The 19,842-nt window shown below is 73.4% G+C and carries 20 protein-coding genes, 1 tRNA gene and 1 riboswitch; all 21 genes read left to right on the top strand.

Annotation, left to right across the window (positions count from 1 at the left end; translation table 11 throughout):
• On the top strand, positions 1-2,316 hold a 2,316-nt coding region (locus VIM19_08125), incomplete at its 5' end, for an Rne/Rng family ribonuclease (protein ID HEY5184851.1).
• A gap of 39 nt (positions 2,317-2,355) precedes the next feature.
• Positions 2,356-2,440: riboswitch (TPP riboswitch) on the top strand.
• A gap of 6 nt (positions 2,441-2,446) precedes the next feature.
• Positions 2,447-3,553, top strand: coding sequence for a thiamine ABC transporter substrate-binding protein (locus VIM19_08130; GenBank protein ID HEY5184852.1), 1,107 nt, complete (start codon positions 2,447-2,449; stop codon positions 3,551-3,553).
• A 23-nt stretch (positions 3,554-3,576) separates the two neighbouring features.
• On the top strand, positions 3,577-5,190 hold the full coding sequence (locus VIM19_08135) for an iron ABC transporter permease (GenBank protein HEY5184853.1): 1,614 nt from the start codon (positions 3,577-3,579) through the stop codon (positions 5,188-5,190).
• Complete coding sequence (locus tag VIM19_08140; protein HEY5184854.1) at positions 5,187-5,846, top strand: ABC transporter ATP-binding protein; 660 nt, start codon at positions 5,187-5,189, stop codon at positions 5,844-5,846. Before VIM19_08135 ends, VIM19_08140 begins: the two co-directional genes overlap by 4 nt.
• Positions 5,847-5,986: 140 nt before the next feature.
• Entirely contained in the window at positions 5,987-6,298 is a 312-nt protein-coding gene (gene rplU, locus VIM19_08145; GenBank protein ID HEY5184855.1) for a 50S ribosomal protein L21, read from the top strand.
• Positions 6,299-6,309: 11 nt separating this feature from the next.
• Complete coding sequence (rpmA, locus tag VIM19_08150; protein HEY5184856.1) at positions 6,310-6,567, top strand: 50S ribosomal protein L27; 258 nt, start codon at positions 6,310-6,312, stop codon at positions 6,565-6,567.
• Between the two features lie 142 nt (positions 6,568-6,709).
• Positions 6,710-8,068 carry a GTPase ObgE gene (gene obgE / locus VIM19_08155; GenBank protein HEY5184857.1) on the top strand — a complete coding sequence of 453 codons (1,359 nt, stop codon included), beginning with the start codon at positions 6,710-6,712 and terminating at the stop codon, positions 8,066-8,068.
• A 2-nt stretch (positions 8,069-8,070) separates the two neighbouring features.
• A complete protein-coding gene (gene proB / locus VIM19_08160; GenBank protein ID HEY5184858.1) occupies positions 8,071-9,186 on the top strand; it encodes a glutamate 5-kinase in 1,116 nt (371 codons plus the stop codon).
• Between the two features lie 36 nt (positions 9,187-9,222).
• Entirely contained in the window at positions 9,223-9,618 is a 396-nt protein-coding gene (locus VIM19_08165) for a hypothetical protein (GenBank protein HEY5184859.1), read from the top strand.
• 37 nt (positions 9,619-9,655) lie between these two features.
• On the top strand, positions 9,656-10,936 hold the full coding sequence (locus tag VIM19_08170) for a glutamate-5-semialdehyde dehydrogenase (protein ID HEY5184860.1): 1,281 nt from the start codon (positions 9,656-9,658) through the stop codon (positions 10,934-10,936).
• Positions 10,923-11,408, top strand: coding sequence for a hypothetical protein (locus VIM19_08175; protein ID HEY5184861.1), 486 nt, complete (start codon positions 10,923-10,925; stop codon positions 11,406-11,408). Before VIM19_08170 ends, VIM19_08175 begins: the two co-directional genes overlap by 14 nt.
• The gene (locus VIM19_08180) at positions 11,398-12,147 is read left to right on the top strand and encodes a 3'(2'),5'-bisphosphate nucleotidase CysQ (protein HEY5184862.1); all 750 of its coding nucleotides are present in this window, start codon (positions 11,398-11,400) and stop codon (positions 12,145-12,147) included. Before VIM19_08175 ends, VIM19_08180 begins: the two co-directional genes overlap by 11 nt.
• A gap of 32 nt (positions 12,148-12,179) precedes the next feature.
• A complete protein-coding gene (locus VIM19_08185; protein ID HEY5184863.1) occupies positions 12,180-12,326 on the top strand; it encodes a hypothetical protein in 147 nt (48 codons plus the stop codon).
• Positions 12,327-12,336: 10 nt separating this feature from the next.
• On the top strand, positions 12,337-13,743 hold the full coding sequence (locus VIM19_08190) for a VWA domain-containing protein (protein ID HEY5184864.1): 1,407 nt from the start codon (positions 12,337-12,339) through the stop codon (positions 13,741-13,743).
• Between the two features lie 56 nt (positions 13,744-13,799).
• Positions 13,800-14,639 (top strand): formate dehydrogenase accessory sulfurtransferase FdhD, encoded by an 840-nt coding sequence (gene fdhD / locus VIM19_08195; protein HEY5184865.1) that lies wholly within the window; start codon positions 13,800-13,802, stop codon positions 14,637-14,639.
• 28 nt (positions 14,640-14,667) lie between these two features.
• Positions 14,668-15,270 carry a nicotinate-nucleotide adenylyltransferase gene (gene nadD, locus VIM19_08200; protein ID HEY5184866.1) on the top strand — a complete coding sequence of 201 codons (603 nt, stop codon included), beginning with the start codon at positions 14,668-14,670 and terminating at the stop codon, positions 15,268-15,270.
• Positions 15,267-16,586: an LCP family protein gene (locus VIM19_08205; protein ID HEY5184867.1), complete on the top strand. Its 1,320-nt coding sequence runs from the start codon at positions 15,267-15,269 to the stop codon at positions 16,584-16,586. Before nadD ends, VIM19_08205 begins: the two co-directional genes overlap by 4 nt.
• A gap of 48 nt (positions 16,587-16,634) precedes the next feature.
• The gene (gene rsfS / locus VIM19_08210) at positions 16,635-17,039 is read left to right on the top strand and encodes a ribosome silencing factor (GenBank protein HEY5184868.1); all 405 of its coding nucleotides are present in this window, start codon (positions 16,635-16,637) and stop codon (positions 17,037-17,039) included.
• Positions 17,040-17,041: 2 nt separating this feature from the next.
• Positions 17,042-17,674: a histidine phosphatase family protein gene (locus VIM19_08215; protein HEY5184869.1), complete on the top strand. Its 633-nt coding sequence runs from the start codon at positions 17,042-17,044 to the stop codon at positions 17,672-17,674.
• Between the two features lie 91 nt (positions 17,675-17,765).
• Positions 17,766-17,838 (top strand) — tRNA-Ala (locus VIM19_08220).
• A 405-nt stretch (positions 17,839-18,243) separates the two neighbouring features.
• On the top strand, positions 18,244-19,224 hold the full coding sequence (locus VIM19_08225; GenBank protein HEY5184870.1) for an NAD(P)-dependent alcohol dehydrogenase: 981 nt from the start codon (positions 18,244-18,246) through the stop codon (positions 19,222-19,224).
• Positions 19,225-19,842 lie beyond the last annotated feature (618 nt).

A 19,842-nucleotide genomic window follows, 5' to 3' on the forward strand; every position in this document is an offset into this window, starting at 1 on the left:
GCCGCCGAGGCGGCACCCGAGGCGGCACCCGAGGCGGCACCCGAGGCGGCACCCGAGGCGGCACCCGAGGCGGCAGAGCCAGCGCCGACCGGCCCGCGCAAGCGCACCCGCAAGGCGGCCGCGAAGGCTGCGCAGGTTGCCGAGCCGGCCGCCGAGCCGGTTCCCGAGCCGGCCGGAGCGGAACCGGCGGCGGCTGCCGCTCCGGCCCGCAAGCGCACCCGCAAGGCGGCCGCCGTGGTCGACCCGTTCGCCGCGGGGCCACCCGTCGAGGCGTCGACGGCAGCGGAAGAGCCCGCTGCGGCGCCGGCCACCCGCCGACGCCGCGCGGCAGCGCCGAGCGTGCCGGCCATGTTCCAGGCGCCGGAGGTCGCCCCCATCGAGGAGCCCGAGGAGCAGATCGAGGAAGAGGTCGCGGCAGCCGGCAGGGCCATCGCCCCCGTCCCCAAGGCTGAACCTGAAGTTGACCTTGAGGATGAGTCGGAGGGTGAGGACGGCGACGTAGAGGGCGAAGAAGGCCCGGAAGGCCCGCGCCGCAAGCGTCGCCGCCGCGGCGGGCGCGGCCGCCGCCGCAAGCCGGCCGGCGAGAACGGGGAGGACGGCTCCGGCGAGGAGACCGAACCGGGTGTCGAGCCGACCTCCGAGGGTGCCGTCGCCGAGGCGGGACCGGCGGCCGACGCCGACACCGAGGAGGGCGAGACCGGCTCGTCGGCGACCCGCCGTCGTCGCCGTCGCCGCCGGGGGACCAGTGCCGAGGGCCAGCTCGAGGGCACCCTGGGGCCGGACGACCCGGAGCGGACCGTCGTCCACGTCCGTGAGCCGCGCAGGAAGGTCGAGAGCGACACCGCCGCCGCCGTGCGCGGGTCCACCCGGCTGGAGGCCAAGAAGCAGCGCCGTCGGGAGGGCCGTGAGGCCGGCCGGCGGCGACCCCCGGTCCTGACCGAGGCCGAGTTCCTGGCTCGGCGCGAGTCGGTCGACCGGGTCATGGTGGTCCGCCAGCGCGGCGACCTCACCCAGATCGCGGTCCTCGAGGACGACGTCCTGGTCGAGCACTACGTGGCCTCGGGGTCCTCCTCGACGATGGTCGGCAACGTGTACCTCGGCAAGGTGCAGAACGTGCTGCCGAGCATGGAGGCAGCCTTCGTCGACATCGGTCGTGGCCGCAACGCCGTCCTCTACGCCGGTGAGGTGAACTGGGACGCCGCCGGCCTCGCTGATGGTCAGCAGCGGCGGATCGAGCACGCACTGAAGTCCGGGGACAGCGTTCTCGTGCAGGTCACCAAGGACCCGATCGGCCACAAGGGCTCCCGGCTCACCGCCAACATCAGCCTGGCTGGGCGGTTCCTCGTCTACGTGCCCGACGGCTCGATGAGCGGGATCAGCCGCAAGCTGCCCGACACCGAGCGGGCCCGGCTCAAAGGGATCCTCAAGTCGGTCGTCCCCGACGACGCGGGCGTGATCGTGCGGACCGCGGCGGAGGGCGCCACCGAGGAGCAGCTCACGCGCGACGTCAGCCGGCTCCAGGCCCAGTGGGAGGACATCGCCAAGAAGTCCAAGACCGCGTCGGCCCCGACCGCGCTGTACAGCGAGCCGGACCTCACCGTCCGCGTCATCCGGGACCTGTTCAACGAGGACTTCGCGCGGCTCATCGTGGCCGGGGACGACGCCTGGGACGTCGTCGAGGCCTACGTCGGCCACGTGGCGCCCGAGCTGATGGAGCGTGCCGAGCGGTACCAGGGCGAGGATGACGTGTTCGCGGCCTACCGCATCGACGAGCAGATTTCCAAGGGTCTGGACCGCAAGGTGTGGCTGCCCTCCGGGGGCTCGCTGGTGATCGACCGCACCGAGGCGATGACCGTCGTCGACGTGAACACCGGCAAGTTCACCGGCAAGGGGTCGGGGAACCTCGAGGAGACGGTGACCCAGAACAACCTCGAGGCCGCGGAGGAGATCGTCCGCCAGCTCCGGCTGCGCGACATCGGCGGCATCATCGTCATCGACTTCATCGACATGGTGTTCGAGTCGAACCGCGAGCTGGTGCTGCGCCGGCTGGCCGAGTGCCTGGGACGCGACCGCACCAAGCACCAGGTCGCCGAGGTCACCTCCCTCGGCCTGGTCCAGATGACCCGCAAGCGGATCGGGCAGGGCCTGGTCGAGGCGTTCTCCGAGCCGTGCCCGCACTGCGGGGGCCGGGGGATCCTCACCCACCTGGAACCGGTGGAGACCAAGGCCGCGCCTCGCGTCGAGGAGCCGGCAGAGACTCCGCGTCGTCGGCGGCGGGGCAAGAAGGAGACCGGCCCGGAGGCTGCTGCGGGGTAGCACCCCGAGTAGGTTGGACGCCGAACAACCGGACCAACCAGGGGAGCTCGGAGGAACGCCGGGCTGAGAGGGTGGCCGCCACCACCGACCCTCACACCTGATCTGGGTAATGCCAGCGGAGGGATCGGCCATGCGGCGCCTCACGTTCGTCTTCGGTGCCACCGTATCCGCGCTACTCCTCGCGGCCTGCGCGGGCGGGTCCGGGGGAGGGACCGCCGCCAGCACCGCCGCGGACGTCGGCTCCCCACCGGCGGCCAGCTTTGCGCCGGTCACGGTCACCCTGCTCGCCCATGACTCGTTCGCGGTCACCCAGAAGGTGCTCGACGCCTTCACGGCGCGCACCGGCATCACCGTCAAGGTGGTCACCGGCGGGGACGCCGGAGAAGTGGTGAACAAGGCGGTGCTCACCGCGGGCAACCCCGAGGGCGACGTGCTGTTCGGGGTCGACAACACGCTGCTTTCCCGTGCCCTGGACGCCCGGCTGTTCGCCCCCTACCGGGCGCAGGCGCTCGGCGAAGTTCGGCCTGAGCTGGCTGCACTGGTGCCCGGCTACGCGGTCACCCCGATCGACTACGGCGACGTCTGCGTCAACCTCGACGACCGGTGGTTCGCCGCGCATGGCGTCCTGCCGCCGCAGACGCTGGCGGACCTCACCGACCCGAAGTACAAGGGACTGCTGGTCGTGGAGAACCCGGCGACGTCGTCCCCCGGGCTTGCCTTCCTGCTCGCGACGATCGCCCGCTACGGGGACAGCGGCTACCTCGACTACTGGAAGCAGCTGCGGGCCAACGGCGTCCAGGTGGTCAACGGCTGGACCGAGGCGTACGAGGGCGCGTTCTCCGGCGGGAGTCAGGGTGGCACCAAGCCGATCGTCGTCAGCTACGCGTCCAGCCCGCCGGCCGAGATCGTCTACGCGAAGGACCCCAAGCCCACCAGGCCCTCAACCAGCGTGATGAGCGACGGGTGCTTCCGGCAGGTCGAGTTCGCCGGGGTGCTGCGGGGCACCGAGCACGAGCAGGCGGCGCGCGCCGTCGTCGACTGGATGCTCACCGCGGCGTTCCAGGCGGACGTCCCGCTGTCGATGTTCGTGTTCCCGGCCAGGGCCGGGACCCCGCTGCCGGAGGTCTTCCAGAAGTTCGCGGCGACCCCGAAGCAGCCGCTCACCCTGCCGCCGGCCGACATCGCCAAGAACCGGCAGCGCTGGGTGGACGATTGGACGTCGGCGGTGCTGCGCTGACCTCGGTTCTCGCCCCTGACCCGGTGCGGTCGGAGACGCCGACCGCGGTGTCCCGCCCGCTGCCGGCGTGGCTGCTCGCGATCGTGCCGCTGGCCTTCCTGGCGCTGTTCTTCGGCTGGCCGGTCGTCAGGATCATCGCGCGGGGGCTGTCGTCGGAGTCCCTGCAGGTGCTCAGCCGGCCGGAGACCTGGCGGGTCATCGGGTTCACCTTCGGCCAGGCGGTGCTGAGCACGGTGCTGACCCTGCTCGTGGGGCTGCCCGGCGCCTACGTCCTCAACCGCTACGCGTTCCCCGGCCGCCGGCTGCTGCTCGCCGTCGCGACGGTGCCGTTCGTGCTGCCCACGGTGGTGGTCGGGCTGGCCTTCCGGGCGCTGCTGCCCGCCGCGTGGGTGGGCACGCTGGGGGCGATCCTGGTCGCGCACGTGTTCTTCAACTACGCCGTGGTGGTGCGCGTGGTGGGCAGCCTGTGGGCGCACATCGACCCGCGCTACGAGCAGGCCGCCCGAACCCTCGGGGGCAGCCCCTGGCGGGTGCTGCGCACGGTCACCTGGCCGCTGCTGCGCCCGGCCGTGCTGGCGGCGGCCGCGCTGGTGTTCCTGTTCACGTTCACGTCGTTCGGGGTCGTGCTGGTGCTCGGCGGACCCACCACGGTGACCCTCGAGGTGGAGATCTACCAGCGCACCGCGCAGCTGCTCGACCTGGCTGGGGCTTCGGCGCTCGCCGTCCTGCAGATCGCCGGGCTCGGGCTGGTGCTGCTGGTCTCCGCCAGCCTGCAGTCCCGGCTGGCGGTGGGGCAGAAGCTGCGGGCCGACCCCACCGAGACACTGGTGCGCCCGCGTCGGCCGGGTCAGCGGCTGCTGTTCGCCGGCGTGCTGGCGACGATCCTGGTGCTGCTGGTCGCGCCGATGGCGGCCCTGGTGCTCCGCTCGGTCCGGGTGGACGGCGGGTGGGGGCTGGACTGGTGGCGGGCCCTGGACTCGATCGACGCCGGGACGACGAGGTACGCCCCGCCGCTGGCCTCGCTGCGGGTCTCCCTGACCTACGCCGTGGTGGCTGCGGTGCTGGCCGTGCTGATCGGCGGGCTGGCCGCCATGGCGGTGGCGTACGCCCGTCGCGGTGCCCGGCTGCTGGACACCGCGGTCATGCTGCCGCTGGGCACGTCCGCGGTGACCGTGGGGTTCGGCCTGCTCATCACGTTCGCGCAGGCGCCACTGGACCTGCGCGGCTCCTGGATCATGGTCCCGCTCGGCCACACGCTGATCGCCGTCCCGCTGGTGCTGCGCACCGTGCTGCCCGTTCTCCGGTCGGTGGACCCGCGGCTGCGGCAGGTGGCCGGGTCGCTGGGAGCCGGCCCGCTGCGGGCCTGGAGCACGGTCGACCTGCCGCTGCTGTCCCGTGCGCTGGGCATCGCCGCCGGGTTCGCGTTCGCGGTGTCGCTGGGGGAGTTCGGCGCCACCGCGTTCCTCGCGCGATCGGACGCGCCGACGTTGCCGGTGCAGATCGTGCGGCTGCTCGGCCGGCCCGGGGCCCAGCCGTACGGTGCGGCCATGGCGCTGGCCACGGTCCTCATGGTGGTGACGGCCGCGGTGATGCTCTCGACCGAGCGGCTGCGCCGCGGCCACGCGGGGCAGATGTGACCGCCGCGCTGACCGTGTCCGACGTCACGGTGTACTACGGCGAGCGGCTGCTGCTGGACCGTGTCGGCCTGGCGGTGCAGCCGGACGAGGTGGTCTGCCTGCTCGGGCCCAGCGGGTCGGGCAAGTCCACCCTGCTGCAGGTGATCGCGGGGCTGCAGGTGCCGGCGTCCGGGCGGATCCGCTGGTACGACGAGGACCTGACGGCGGTCCCGACCCACCGCCGGGGGTTCGGCCTGGTGTTCCAGGACCCGCTGCTGTTCCCGCACCTGGACGTCGGTCGCAACGTGGCCTACGGGCTGCGGGCGGCCGGGATGCCGCGAACCGAGGCCGCCGACCGGGTGGAGGACCTGCTGGCCCTGGTCGACCTGGCCGGCTGCGCCCGGCGCCGGGCGGTCACCCTCTCCGGCGGGGAGGCGCAGCGGGTCGCGCTGGCCAGGGCGCTGGCCCCGAACCCCCGGCTACTGCTGCTGGACGAGCCGTTCGGCGCGCTCGACCGGGAGCTTCGCGACCGGCTCGCCGTCGACGTCCGGGCGCTGCTGCACCGCCTGGGCACCCCGGCCATCCATGTGACCCACGACATTGTCGAGGCCCAGCTCGTGGGCGACCGCGTGGTCCGCCTCGCCGACCTCACCGGCGGAGGGTGCGCCCCGGTTTGACCCCTCGTGGCACGGGTCCGTACCCTTGTCCTTTGGCGTGCTGTGCGCGCGCCGACCATCACGTCGTCATCACGTCGTCGTCCGGGCCCCTCGCGGGCGCGGTCGGACGCCCGTCGAACCAGCAAGACAGGAGTACCGCGGTGTACGCGATCGTCCGTGCCGGTGGCCGCCAGGAGAAGGTCGCCGTCGGCGACGTCTTCGAGGTCAACCGCCTCCAGGGCGAGGCCGGTAGCACGGTCACGCTTCCTGCCCTGCTCCTCGTCGACGGCGACACCGTCACCAGCGACGCCTCGGCGCTCGCCGGCGTGACCGTGACCGCCGAGATCCTGGGAGACACCAAGGGTCCCAAGATCGACATCTTGAAGTACAAGAACAAGACCGGGTACCGCAAGCGGCAGGGCCACCGGCAGTCGCTGACCCAGGTCAAGATCACCGGCATCGAGACGAAGTAGGTCGACGACCCATGGCTCACAAGAAGGGCGCCTCCTCCTCGAGGAACGGGCGCGACTCCAACGCCCAGCGGCTCGGCGTCAAGCGGTTCGGCGGCCAGCTGGTCAGCGCCGGCGAGATCCTCGTCCGGCAGCGCGGCACGCACTTCCACCCGGGCGCCGGCGTGGGGCGCGGCGGCGACGACACCCTGTTCGCGCTGACCGCGGGCGCGGTGGAGTTCGGGACCCGGCGCGGACGTCGGGTCGTGAACATCGTCCCGGCGGGGGAGTAGCCGCCCCGACGAGCAACAGTTTGTGGCCGCGAGGGCGGGCCGGTCTGCGTGACCGGCACCGCCCTCGTTGCATGATCGGCTCATGAGCAGCGCAGCAGGAACGGCCCCGTAGCACCCGACCGACCGGCGAGAGGAGACGAGCATGGCGACCTTCGTGGACCGCGTCGTCGTGTACGCCGCCGCCGGTGACGGCGGCCACGGCTGCGCCTCGGTGCACCGGGAGAAGTTCAAGCCGCTCGGCGGTCCGGACGGCGGTAACGGTGGCCGCGGCGGCGACGTCGTGGTGGTCGTCGACCCGTCCGTGACCACGCTGCTGGACTACCACCATGCGCCGCACCGGCGGGCCACCAGCGGTCGACCCGGCCAGGGCGGCCACCGGGACGGCGCCGACGGCGAGGACCTCGTGCTCGCGGTCCCCGACGGCACGGTGGTCACCACCGCCGACGGGGAGGTGCTCGCCGACCTGGTGGGCGCCGGGTCGCGATACGTGCTGGCCCAGGGTGGCCGCGGCGGGCTCGGCAACGCGGCGCTGGCGTCGCCGCGGCGCAAGGCGCCCGGCTTCGCGCTGCTCGGCGAGCCGGGCGACAGCGCCGACATCGTCCTGGAGCTCAAGACCGTCGCGGACGTCGGCCTGATCGGCTACCCCAGCGCCGGCAAGTCCTCGCTCGTCGCCGCGATGTCCTCGGCCAAGCCGAAGATCGCCGACTACCCGTTCACCACCCTGGTGCCCAACCTCGGCGTGGTCGACGCGGGCGGCTTCCGGTTCACCGTGGCCGACGTGCCCGGGCTGATCCCCGGGGCCAGCGAGGGCAAGGGCCTCGGGCTGGACTTCCTGCGGCACGTGGAGCGCTGCTCGGTGCTCGTGCACGTGCTGGACTGCGCCACCCTCGAGCCGGACCGCGACCCGTCGTCCGACCTCGATGTGATCGAGAACGAGCTGACCGACTACGCGACCGACCTGGCCGACCGGCCCCGACTCGTGGTGCTCAACAAGGTGGATGTGCCCGAGGCCCGCGACCTGGCCGAGCTGGTCCGGCCCGACCTCGAGGCCCGTGGCTACCAGGTGTACGCGGTCAGCGCCGTCTCGCACGAGGGGCTGCGCGACCTCGGCTTCGGCATGGCCGACATCGTGCGGTCGGCCAGGGCCGCGGCGGCGGAGCCGGAGGTCACCCGTATCGTGCTGCGGCCCAAGGCCGTCGACGAGGTCGGGTTCCGGGTGGTGCGCGAGGGCGACCGGTTCCGGGTCATCGGCGAGAAGCCGCAGCGCTGGGTCCGGCAGACCGACTTCTCCAACGAGGAGGCGGTCGGCTACCTGGCCGACCGGCTGGCCCGGCTCGGGGTCGAGGACGCGCTGCGCGCGGCCGGGGCCCGAACGGGCGACGCGGTGCTCATCGGCCCGCTCGACGACTCGGTGGTCTTCGACTGGGAGCCGACGATGTCCGCGGGTGCCGAGCTGCTGCCCGGTCCGCGCGGCACGGACGCGCGGCTCGACCGGCGGTAGGCGTGCGAAAGGACGTCGTGGCGGCCCGGCGGGTCGTCGTCAAGGTCGGGTCGTCCTCGCTCACGACGGCGGACGGTGCGCTCGACGTCGGCGCCGTCGGACTGCTGGTCGAGGAGGTCGCGGCCCGGCTCGAGGCCGGCGTCCAGGTGGTGCTCGTCTCCTCCGGTGCCATCGCCGCGGGGCTCACCCCGTTGGGGCTGGTCCAGCGTCCTCGGGACCTCGCCACGCAGCAGGCGGCCGCGAGCGTGGGCCAGGGCCTGCTGCTTCACCACTACACGGCGGCGTTCGCCCGGCACCGGCTGACGGTGGGGCAGGTGCTGCTGACCGCCGACGACGTCGTCCGCCGCACCCACTACCGCAACGCCCAGCGCACCTTGCAGCGGCTGCTGGAGATGGGCACCGTCCCCGTCGTCAACGAGAACGACACCGTGGCTACCCAGGAGATCCGGTTCGGGGACAACGACCGGCTGGCCGCCCTGGTGGCCCACCTGGTGCACGCCGATCTGCTGGTCCTGCTCTCCGACGTCGACGGGCTCTACGACGGCGACCCGGGCCGTGCGGGCGCCCGGCTGCTCCCCGAGGTGCGAGGCCCGCAGGACCTCGTCGACGTCCGGCTGGGCCGGGCCGGCCGCTCCGGGGTCGGCACCGGCGGGATGGTGACCAAGGTCGAGGCGGCGCGGATCGCCGGGACCGCCGGCATCCCGGTCGTGCTGACGTCGGCCGCGCGGGCCGGCGCGGCGCTGCGTGGGGAGCCGGTCGGCACGCACTTCCAGCCCACCGGGCACCGGACGGCGACCCGGCTGCTGTGGCTGGCCCACGCCACGGCGCCGCAGGGCCGGCTGCACCTGGACGCCGGCGCCGTGCGGGCCGTAGTGGAGCGGCGGATGTCGCTGCTCGCGGCCGGGGTCACCGCGGTCGACGGTCGGTTCCAGGCCGGGGACCCGGTCGACCTTCTGGACGAAACCGGTCGCACGGTGGCCCGCGGTCTGGTCAACTTCGATGCGTCGGAACTGCCCGGCCTGCTGGGCCGGTCGACCCGGGATCTGGCTCGTGAGCTCGGCCCGGGGTACGAGCGGGAGGTCGTCCACCGCGACGACCTGGTGGTGCTGCACGGCTGACAGGGAGGGCGCGTGCACGGTGCTCTGCCCAGCCCCATCTCCAGCTCCAGCCCCAGCTCCAGCCCCAGCGCTGGCCCCGCCGGCCGGATGTGGCACGTGACCCTCACGGTGCACGGGGCCGCCGTCCCCCCAGGCGAGGTACGCGCCGGGCTCGAGCGGCTGCAGCACGAACGGCCCTTCCTGCTCGCCGGGCGCTACTCGGCCGACTGCGCCGAGGTGCGGTACTGGGAGGAGGCCGAGCGACTCGAGGACGCCGCAGCCCTTGCCCTGCGGCTGTGGGGCGAGCACCGGCTCAGCGCCGGCCTGCCGCCCTGGAGCGTCGTGGGTCTGGAGGTCATCGATCGCGAGACGTTCAGCCTGCGCGGCGCCCGCGGCGAGCTCGACGTGCGGCTCGCGCCGGCCGGCGCCGTCCGCCCCTTCGGCGGCGGCTGAGGCTGCTCCCCGCTGGGTGGGCGGCTACCCTTCCAGGATGAGTGACCCGATCGACGAGCGCGCCGCCGTCCTCGAGGCGGCCCGGCTGGCCAGGGACGCCGCCGTGCTGCTGGCCCCGCTGACCCGTGCGGCCAAGGACGCCGCGCTGCTCGCCATGGCCGACGCGCTGGAGAAGGAGTCGGCCGCCGTGCTGGCCGCCAACGCCGAGGACGTCGAGCGGGCCCGGGCCGACGGCACCCCGGCCGCGATGACCGACCGGTTGGCGCTCACCGAGGGCCGGCTGGCCGACATCGCCGCCGCGCTCCGCCAGGTCGCGGACCTGCCGGACCCGGTCGGCGAGGTGGTCCGCGGGTCGCGGCTGCCGAACGGCCTGGAGCTGCGCCAGGTCCGGGTGCCCATGGGGGTCATCGGGATCATCTACGAGGCTCGGCCCAACGTCACGGTCGACGCGGCCGGGCTGTGCCTGAAGAGCGGCAACGCGGTGCTGCTGCGCGGCTCGTCGTCCGCGCGCGCGTCGAACACGGCGCTCGTCGCCGTCATGCAGGACGCCCTCGAGGCCGCCGGCCTGCCCCGGCACGCCGTCACGCTGGTGCCGGGGACCTCCCGGGAGTCGGTGCAGCACCTGATGACCGCTCGCGGACTGGTCGACGTGCTGATCCCGCGCGGCGGCGCCGGACTGATCCGAAGCGTGGTCGAGGGGTCGACCGTGCCGGTCATCGAGACCGGGGTGGGCAACTGTCACGTCTACGTCGACGCGGACGCCGACCTCGCCAAGGCCGTGCGGATCCTGGTGAACTCCAAGGCGCAGCGGCCCAGCGTCTGCAACGCGGCCGAGACCCTGCTCGTCCACCAGGCGGTCGCCCCCAGGTTCCTGCCGGTGGCGCTCGAGGCGCTGCGGGAGGCCGGGGTGACCGTGCACGGCGACGACACCGTTGCCGGGTACGCGGGGGACGCCGGGGTGGCCTTCGTGCCGGCCACCGACGAGGACTGGGACACCGAGTACCTCTCGCTGGACCTCGCCGCGGCCGTCGTCCCCGACCTGGACGCCGCGCTGGCGCACATCCGCCGCCACGGCAGCGGGCACACCGAGGCGATCGTCACCGAGAACGGCCCGGCTTCCCGGCGGTTCATCGCCGGGGTGGACGCCGCCGCCGTGATGGTGAACGCGTCCACCCGGTTCACCGACGGCGGCGAGCTCGGGTTCGGCGCGGAGATCGGGATCTCCACGCAGAAGCTGCACGCCCGCGGCCCGATGGGGCTCCCGGAGCTGACCTCGACGACCTACGTGGTGACGGGGGACGGGCATGTCAGAGGCTGACACCGCGGTCGGGCAGCCGGACCCACCGGCGCCGGCGCCGCGCTGGGTGGGACCGTCGTTCATCGTGCTCGCGGCGCTAACCGTCCCGTGGATCGGCGTGCTGGCCGTGACACTGCCTAAGCACCAGTACACCGGCCACTACCGGATGGCCTGGGTCGGCTTCGACGTGCTGCTGGTGATCATGCTGGCGCGGACCGGCCGGGTGGCGTTGCGCGGACGCGACTCTGTCCAGATCCCCGCGGTGATGACCGGGACGCTGCTCGTGGTGGACGCGTGGTTCGACGTGATGACCTCCCACGGCCAAGGCCAGATGCTCAGCGCGTTCGGCTCGGCCCTGTTCATCGAGCTGCCGCTGGCCGCCCTGTGCTTCTGGATCGCCCGGCACGCCGAACGGGTCCGCCGCGACCGGCTGCGGTGGGCGCTGCGCGGGGACGGCGTCGACTTCGACCGGGCGCCGCTGAGTGCCCAGTGAGGACGCCGAGCTAGCCACCCGGCTGGCCGCCGAGGTCGCGGAGCTGCTGCTCGCCGTCCGCGACGACCACCCGGCCGCCGAGCCGCGTGAGCTCGGTGCGCTCGGTGACCGGGAGGCCCAGCGACTGGTGGACACCCGGCTGTCCGCGGAGCGGCCCGCCGACGCCGTGCTGTCGGAGGAGGCGGCTGACGACGGGGCCCGGCTCACGGCCGACCGGGTCTGGATCATCGACCCGCTCGACGGCACCTGGGAGTTCGCCCGCGGTCGCGCCGACTGGGCGGTGCACGTGGCCCTGTGGCAGCGCGGCTCGCTGGCCGTCGGTGCGGTCGCGCTGCCCGACCTCGGGGTGCTGCTGTCCACCGACCCGGCCCCGACGACGCCGTCCGGCCCGCTCCCGGGGCGGCTGCGGCTCGCGGTGAGCCGTTCGCGGCCACCCGCGCTGGCCCGCGCCCTGGCGAACCGGCTGGACCTCGACCTGGTGCCCATGGGGTCGGCCGGGGTGAAGGCGGCCGCCGTGGTCCGGGGCGAGGTGGACGCCTACCTGCACACCGGCGGCCTGTCCGAGTGGGACTCCGCCGCCCCGGTGGCGGTGGCCCTGGCGGCCGGGCTGCACGCCTCCCGCGTGGACGGCTCGCCGCTGGTCTACAACCAGCCGGACGTGTCCCTGCCGGACCTGCTGGTCTGCCGCGCCGAGCTGTCCCGGACCCTGCTGGACGAGATTGCGGCGCTGATGCGCTGACCTGCCGGAGTCCGGCCGATACGCTGCCCGCCATGAGTGCGAACATCCACGCAGCCCTGCCGGCGTCCGCCGAGTTCTTCCCGCACGAGACCCCGGCGCCTCTGGTCATGGGGATCAGCGCGTTCGTCGTGCTCCTCGTCGCGCTGTTCATCGTCACCCGGCTGAACAAGGACCGCTGAGAGGCTGCCCGTGAGCGCCGGCCTGCTCGACCGCGCGCTGGGCCTGGTGCACGCGCTGCGGGCGGCCGGGGTGCCGGTGTCGGTCGCCGAGACCCTGGACGCCGCATCGGCGATGGTCGCCGTCGACCTGCTCGACCGGGACGGCCTGCGCGCGGCTCTCGCCGCGACGCTGCTCAAGCGGCCGGCCCACCGGCCCGCGTTCGACGCGCTGTTCGACCTGTGGTTCCCGCCGCTCGTGGGGGAGCCGGGGGTGGCTGACCAGGGCGACGCGTCGGGCGACGCGTCGGCGGAGCCTTCCGGTGCGGCCGGGGACCTGCACGAGCAGTTCCGGGCCCGGCTGCTGGACGCGCTCCTCGACAGCGACGACGCCGCCGTCGCCCGGCTGGCCAGGGAGGCGGTGGCCGCGTTCGGTCGCGCCGAGAGCCGCCCCGGCCGGCAGTCGTTCTTCGGCTACCGGGTGCTGCGGGCGATCTCCCCGGACACGCTGGTGGCCGCTTTGATCGAGGGTCTGCTTGGCGGCGGGGGGACCGAGCGGACGGCGTTCACCGAGGAGGTCGCCCGGGTCGCCGCTCGGGAGCGGGTGCGTGCGTTCGAGCAGGCCGTCGAGGGCGAGATCCGGCGGCGGCTGGCCGAGGAGAAGGGCGCCGAGCAGGTCGCCCGCACCGCCGTCCGGCCGCTGGTCGACCAGGTCGACTTCCTGCGTGCCTCCCGCGACGACCTGCTCGCGCTGCGGCGGCAGGTGTACCCGCTGGCCCGCAGGCTGGCGACCAGGCTGGCGGCGCAACGCCGGTCCGGCCGGTCGGGGCGGCTGGACGTGCGGCGGACCGTACGGGCGTCCCTGGGCAGCGGCGGGGTCCCGATCACCACCCACCACCGGCCGCGCCGCCCGCACAAGCCGGAGCTCGTGGTGCTGTGCGACCTGTCCGGCTCGGTGGCGTCGTTCGCGCACTTCACGCTGCTGCTCACCTGGGCGCTGAAGGAGCAGTTCACCCGGGTCCGCGCGTTCGGGTTCATCGACACCACCGACGAGGTGACCCGGTTCCTGGACCGGGCCGAGGACCTGCCCGACGCGCTGGCTCGGATGGCCCGCGAGGCCGAGCTGGTCTGGTTCGACGGGCACTCCGACTACGGGCACGCCTTCGAGGTGTTCGCCGAGCGCTACGCCGACGCGATCACGCCGCGCACGTCGCTGCTCGTGCTCGGGGACGGGCGGACGAACTACCGCAGCCCGGCGCTGCCGGTGCTCCGGCGGCTGGCCGGGGAGGCCCGGCACGCGTACTGGCTCAACCCGGAGCCGCGCGGCCAGTGGGGCAGCGGGGACTCCTCAGCGCTCGCCTACGCCGAGGTCATGGACATGGTGGAGTGCCGCACGGTCGCGCAGCTCGAGCACTTCGTCACCCGTCACCTGTCAGGGTGACGACGGGCTATACGTCGTCCTCACCCTGGCAAGTCGGCAGCGGGTACGGTGCGAGGATGGCTGGCCCGGTGACCAGGACGCGCGGGCTGCGGATCGACGGCGCGGACGTCCGCGGCCGCGAGGAGCAGCTGGCCACCGAGGAGCCGCTGGAGATCCGGGCCGGGGACCGGCGGCTCGCGGTGACCATGCGCACGCCGGGCGCGGACTTCGAGCTCGCTGCCGGCTGGCTGCACGGTGAGGGTGTCGTCACCGGGCCGGAGGACCTGCGCTCGCTGCGCTACTGCACGGACGCCGACCTGGAGCCGGACGAGCGGTTCAACGTGGTCACCGCTGAGCTGTCCGGCGCCGCGGCGGAACGGGTCACCGGGCTGGCCCCGCGCGGGTTCGTGGTCTCCAGCGCCTGCGGCGTCTGCGGCCGGGAGACGGTGGCCGACCTGCGCGCGCTGGGCCGGACGCTGCCCGAGCCGGACGCCGACGAGCGGCTGGACCCCGGCTGGCTGGCCGGCCTGCCCGAGCAGCTGCGGGCCCGGCAGGAGGTGTTCGACCGGACCGGTGGCCTGCACGCCGCCGGCCTGTTCGACCCGTACACGGGGACGGCCCTGGTCGTGCGGGAGGACGTCGGGCGGCATAACGCGGTGGACAAGGTGATCGGCTGGGCGCTCCTCGGCGGCGCGCCGTCCCTGACCGGGACCGTGCTGGTGGTCAGCGGGCGGGCCTCCTTCGAGATCGTCCAGAAGGCGCTGACCGCGGGGATCCCCGCGCTGGTCGCCGTGTCCGCGCCGTCCAGCCTGGCCGTCGACGTGGCCCGGGAGTTCGGGATGGCCCTCGTGGGGTTCGTCCGCGACGGGCGGATCACGGTGTACTCCGGCGAGGCGCGGGTCGCGCTGCCCGGCTGAGCGCGCGCGGACGGTTAGCCTTCCCTGCGTGGAGGCGCACCGGCTGGGGGTCATGGGCGGCACCTTCGACCCGATCCACCACGGCCACCTGGTGGCGGCCAGCGAGGTCGCCGCGCTGTTCGCCCTGGACGAGGTGGTCTTCGTGCCCACCGGTCAGCCGTGGCAGAAGACCCGGGGCGACGTGAGCGCAGCCGAGGACCGCTACCTCATGACGGTGATCGCCACCGCGTCCAACCCCCGGTTCAGCGTGAGCCGGATCGACATCGACCGGGGCGGCCCCACCTACACAGTGGACACGCTGCGTGAGCTGCGTGCCGAGCGGGGCCCGAGCACCGAGCTGTTTTTCATCACCGGGGCGGACGCGCTCTCCCAGATCGTCTCCTGGCGGGACGCCGACGAGGTGGTGAGCTCGGCCCACTTCATCGGGGTGACCCGTCCGGGGCACGCGCTGGCCGACCCGGGGCTGCCCAAGGGGCGGGTCAGCCTGGTCGAAATCCCCGCGCTGGCAATTTCCAGTACCGCTTGTCGCGAAAGAATCCGACTGAATCGGCCGATCTGGTATCTCGTGCCCGATGGAGTCGTCCAGTACATCGCCAAGCGCGGCCTCTACGGCCAGCTGAGCGGCCGATGAGCGGCAAGCACCGGCGTGCCGCCGAGGAGATCGACGCCGCTCCGGCCTCGGTCTCGGCCTCGGTCGACGCCGGCCCGCTGCTGCTCGCCACCGCCGTCCTGCCCCCGCCGCCCCCGCCGCGGGTGGCGGCCCGGGAGGCCCGGCAGCAGCGCGCGTCCCGGCGCACCAAGCTGATCGCGGGCGCTGCGGTGCTCGTCGTGCTGGCGGCCGCGGTCGCCTTCCTGGTGGGCCCGGGTTCCGGCAGGAAGAGCGACACCCCGGCCGGCGCCCCCGCGCGCACCCAGTCCACGCTGTTGCTGCAGCTGCTCGGGGCCAAGAACGTGGCCCAGTCCAGCGTGCTGCTGGCCCACGACACGGCGTCCGGGGGCAGCGGGGCCGGCGTGCTGGTGCCCAGCGCCCTGGTCGTCAACGTGCCGGGCTTCGGCTCGTCCAGCTTCGGCGACGCGTCCGCGCTGGGGACCACCTCGGGCGCGGCGCTGGCGCTTTCCGACGCCCTCGGCGTCCTCGTCGACGAGTCCTGGACCCTGCAGCCGGCCGCCTTCGCCGCCCTCGTGGACGCGGTCGGCGGGGTGCAGGTGAACGCGCAGGCCCAGGTCACCCGCCCCACCGCGAACGGCGGCGCGACCGTCCTCATCCCGCCTGGCCCGCAGAAGCTGAACGGCGCGCTGGCCGTCGTCTACGCCAGCTACCTGGGCTCGGGGGAGCCCGAACAGGGCCGGCTGGCCCGGTTCAGCGAGGTCTGGCAGCAGGTCGTCGCCCAGCTGCCCAGCCAGCCCGACCAGCTGCGTGCGCTGGTCGCCAAGCTCGGCCCAGGGTCGAATGCGTCCCTATCCGGCCAGAAGCTGGCGACCTTCCTGCTCGGCCTCAAGTCGGACGAGCGCGACCAGCAGATGACCTACCAGAACCTGCCGGTGCGCAGCTTGGACACCGGCGCCGCCGAGCCGGCGTCGGTGCTCGACCAGGTGCAGGCCGAGCAGCTGGTCACCAGCCAGCTGTCCGGGTCGCGGCCGCCGGTCCGCGCGTCCGGCCCGGTGCGGGTGCTCGTGCAGAACGGCGTGGGCACGCCCGGGCTGGGGGAGACCACCCGTAAGCGGCTCATCGCGGCCGGCCTGACCTACGTCAACGGGGGCAACGCCGCGCAGTTCGGCTACGCCAAGTCGGTGGTGCTGATCCCGGACGCGTCCGAGCAGTCCCGGCGCGAGGGGGCCGACGTGGCCACCGCCCTGCGGCTGCCGCAGTCCAGCCTGCGCATCGCGGCCCAGGGCCAGACCATCGCCGACGTCGTCGTCATCGTGGGAGCCGACTTCAAGGCGTGAGACGCTGGGGGGGTCCTGCCGCCGTCCGAAAGACCGGGAAGCCTGCCTGTGACCGCCACCCCTGAGGTCCTCACCCACGTTGAGACCGCCGCCCTCGCCGCCGCCGACAAGCTCGCCTCGGACATCGTGGCGTTCGACGTCAGCGACCAGCTGGCGATCACTGACGCGTTCCTGCTGTGCTCGGCGCCCAACGAGCGCCAAGTGCAGGCCATCGTGGACGCCGTCGAGGAGCGGCTGCTGCGCGAGCACGGGGTCAAGCCGGTGCGCCGGGAGGGTGAGCGCGACGGCCGGTGGGTGTTGCTGGACTACGTCGACTTCGTCGTCCACGTGCAGCACGGCGAGGAGCGGGCCTACTACTCGCTTGAGCGGATCTGGAAGGACTGCCCGGTCATCGCACTCCCGGACGAGGTCAGGGCCGGGCGCTCGGCCGTGGCGGCGCAGGGACGGCCCTGACCGTGCGCCGGGTCGTGCTGTGGCGGCACGGCCGGACGGCGTGGAACATGGCCAACCGGTTCCAGGGGCAAACCGACGTCCCGCTGGACGACGTGGGCCGGGAGCAGGCCCGGCAGGCCGCCCGGCTGGTGGCCGCCTTCCCACCCTGTGTGATCGTCGCCTCGGACCTGCTGCGAGCGCGGGAGACGGCCCAGCCGCTGGCCGCGCTCACCGGGCTGTCGGTGCGGCCGGACCCGCGGCTGCGCGAGCTGCACGCCGGGAGCTGGCAGGGTCGGCTGGGGAGCGAGATCGAGGCCGTGGACGGCGCCAGCTACCGGGCCTGGCGGTCCGGGGGGGACGTTCGGGCCGGCGGCGGGGAGAGCCGCACTGAGCTGGCCGACCGTTCGGCCGCGGCCCTGCTGGAGCACCTGGCCGGCGTGCCCGACGACGGCGTGCTCGTCGCGGTCACCCATGGCGGCACCACCCGGGCGGCGCTCGGCCGGCTGCTCGGACTGCCGCTGGACCAATGGGGTGTGCTCGGCGGGCTGGCCAACTGCGCGTGGTCGGTGATCGAGGAGGTCGGCGCCGGCCGGTTTCGGCTCACCGAGCACAACGCGGGTTCGCTGCCGGAGCCGGTCGTCGGGGACGACCGCTGACCGCGACGTCCGGGCCCGCGGGCCGGCGGTGCGGGCGGTTTCGTTCCGGTCGGGGGGACCGGCTATTCTTACCCAGCCCGCGAGGGCACCTGGGGCTATAGCTCAGTTGGTAGAGCACTTGCTCGGCAGGCAAGGGGTCAGGGGTTCGAGTCCCCTTAGCTCCACCCAGGGAATGCGCAGGTCAGCAACGCGGCGCCTCCGGCGCACCGTGGTGCGCGAAGATTCACGGCGCTCGACGTGTTTCTTATGCAATTTGTACAGCGCACCGCGAATCTTCGCGTCAGAGGCTTGATCCACGATCTTGCATCGGGCCTGTGATTTGTTCAGGGACCCTAACTGGGACCCTATGGGTGGGGCGGACGCGGACGGATACGCGCGGTTTGTGGCGGTTTTGGTGTCGCCCTTGGGTGCCCGCCGCCGTTTGGTGGCCGGGAGCGCCTTGGCTCGTGGGGGAAGTGGCGACGGTCCTCCACCTGCGGCGCGGCGCCCTCCCGGCGCGTGCGGCCGATCGGGATAGGAGTTGGATGGGGTTTGGCGCCCGCGACGCAGTTGCCTTGGGAGGTGCCTGGATGAAGGCGATCGTGTACCACGAGTACGGCTGCCCAGATGTTCTGCGGCTGGCCGACATCGAGCCGCCGGTGATCGGGGATCGGGATGTGCTCGTGCGTGTCCGGGCGTCGTCGGTGAACATGGCCGACCTCGCGGTCGTGACCGGTCGACCGGGCCTGATCCGGGCGGTCACGGGGCTGCGCCGGCCGCGTAAGCAGGTCCCGGGCCGTGACCTCGCCGGCGTCGTGGAGGCGGTCGGCGCCGAGGTCGCCGGGCTGCGGCCGGGCGATGAGGTCTACGGCGAGGCCACGCAGGCCTACGCCGAGTACGCGGCCGTCAACCCGGCCCAGCTCTCGCGCAAGCCCGGAAACCTGTCGTTCGAGCAGGCTGCTACCGTCCCGCTCGCCGGGCTCACGGCCTGGCAGGCGCTCGAGAAGGCCCAGATCCAGCCCGGGCAGCGCGTCCTGGTCAGCGGCGCCTCCGGCGGGGTGGGCCACTTCGCCGTTCAGATCGCCAAGGCGCAGGGCGCGCAGGTGACGGGCGTGTGCAGCCGGCGCAACGCCGAGCTGGTGACGAGCCTCGGCGCCGACCGCGTGATCGACTACCAGCACTCCGACTACACGACCCTCGGGGCGCTGTACGACGTCATCGTCGACGTCGTCGTCACCCACCGGCTGGCCGACACCCGCCGGGCCCTCACGCCATCGGGGGTGTACCTGTCGGTGGGCACCTCCCCCGACAAGGGACCTGGGGAGGGTGGGCTGATGGGACCCTTCCCCACCATCGCCGCCGTTGTGATCAGATCCATGACCGCCCGACCGCAACGCCTCGTCACCGTCTCGGCGAAGCCGAACAGGGGGATCGCCGAGTTGACGTCGCTCATCGAGTCCGGGACCGTCGCCCCGTCCGTCGAGCGGACGTACCCGCTGGCCGAGGTGCCCGACGCACTGCGCCACCTCGCCACCCACCACGCCCGCGGCAAACTCGCCATCACGATCTGACGCACATCGACGAAGCCACGGGCCCCTCAGCGCGTCGACGCGGGGGGCGCCCACAGGCACCATCCGAAGCGCAGGCAGTGCCTCCCGGAGACGACCGAACCCCGGATGTTCGAGTCTCGGGTGCTCCCGACTCAGCCAGCCGCCGCTGTCGCGGTCTGTTCCAGTGCGTCGAAGATGAGATCCAGGCCGTACCTGAACTCCCGATCGACGCTGTATCCGGACCTGCGCGCGTGTCCCCCGATCTCGACGAGATGTGGATACTCGGTCATCGTGGCCAGCTCGAGGACGGACCCCGGCGACTCGGTTATCGGCGCCGAGGTGCTCAAGGGAGACGCCGTCAGTGGCCCACCACGGACGTTTCGGTGAACGGTAGTTGCGTGGCTCGACGTCGCTGGACCGGCGGTCCCAACCGTTGGCGGGTCGCCGCCGTTCGCGGGCTCTGGCGAACAGCTCCAGGACGTTCGTCTGGCGCACATGCGGACCTTCGGCCCTGTCCTCGCAGCGTGCGCTTACCGAACGATTGACCCGTCAACCAATTTCCCCGCCGTGCGGGCTGCACCTGGGAGTAACCATGAGTCGCAAGCGCCTCGACCTCGTCCTTTCCATCACCGGGCTGGT

The sequence above is a fragment of the Actinomycetes bacterium genome, from assembly GCA_036510875.1.
In the GTDB taxonomy this organism is placed as follows: domain Bacteria; phylum Actinomycetota; class Actinomycetes; order Prado026; family Prado026; genus DATCDE01.

Excerpts from the sequence above, each read along its gene's own strand:
- VIM19_08130 (HEY5184852.1), top strand. The coding sequence starts at position 2,447 with ATGCGGCGCCTCACGTTCGTCTTCGGTGCCACCGTATCCGCGCTACTC.
- rpmA (HEY5184856.1), top strand. The coding sequence starts at position 6,310 with ATGGCTCACAAGAAGGGCGCCTCCTCCTCGAGGAACGGGCGCGACTCC.
- obgE (HEY5184857.1), top strand. The coding sequence starts at position 6,710 with ATGGCGACCTTCGTGGACCGCGTCGTCGTGTACGCCGCCGCCGGTGAC.
- VIM19_08170 (HEY5184860.1), top strand. The coding sequence starts at position 9,656 with ATGAGTGACCCGATCGACGAGCGCGCCGCCGTCCTCGAGGCGGCCCGG.
- VIM19_08175 (HEY5184861.1), top strand. The coding sequence starts at position 10,923 with ATGTCAGAGGCTGACACCGCGGTCGGGCAGCCGGACCCACCGGCGCCG.
- VIM19_08185 (HEY5184863.1), top strand. The coding sequence starts at position 12,180 with ATGAGTGCGAACATCCACGCAGCCCTGCCGGCGTCCGCCGAGTTCTTC.
- fdhD (HEY5184865.1), top strand. The coding sequence starts at position 13,800 with ATGGCTGGCCCGGTGACCAGGACGCGCGGGCTGCGGATCGACGGCGCG.
- VIM19_08205 (HEY5184867.1), top strand. The coding sequence starts at position 15,267 with ATGAGCGGCAAGCACCGGCGTGCCGCCGAGGAGATCGACGCCGCTCCG.
- VIM19_08225 (HEY5184870.1), top strand. The coding sequence starts at position 18,244 with ATGAAGGCGATCGTGTACCACGAGTACGGCTGCCCAGATGTTCTGCGG.